The sequence below is a fragment of the Mesorhizobium sp. M1C.F.Ca.ET.210.01.1.1 genome, assembly GCF_004791585.1.
In the GTDB taxonomy this organism is placed as follows: domain Bacteria; phylum Pseudomonadota; class Alphaproteobacteria; order Rhizobiales; family Rhizobiaceae; genus Mesorhizobium.
On sequence record NZ_SRUU01000233.1, the window covers coordinates 1 to 279 of the forward strand.

Genomic DNA, 279 nt, shown 5'->3' on the forward strand with positions numbered 1-279 from the left:
CCTATGCCCGCTCGCTCGATTTCATGGGTGTCGCCACCCACGAAATGCACGATCTCTGCCGCCATGCGGGCGAGACTGTGCAGCTTTGCGGCCGCGATGGCGACCATATGCTGGTATTGGCCATGGCGGATGGACCGAGCCATTTTCAGGTCGCGTCCCGTGTCGGCACCCGCGTTCCCTTGAACTGGACGGCGTCCGGACGTCTGCTCGTCGGGCATCTGCCGGAAGCCGAACGTCTCGAACTTTTCCGTCGCTGTGCCCGTTCCTCGCCGACCGGAC

At 64.2% G+C, this 279-nt stretch carries 1 pseudogene; it reads left to right on the forward strand.

What is annotated here, in order from left to right:
* Positions 1-279, forward strand: a pseudogene (locus EN853_RS33715) (IclR family transcriptional regulator); the annotation flags it as partial.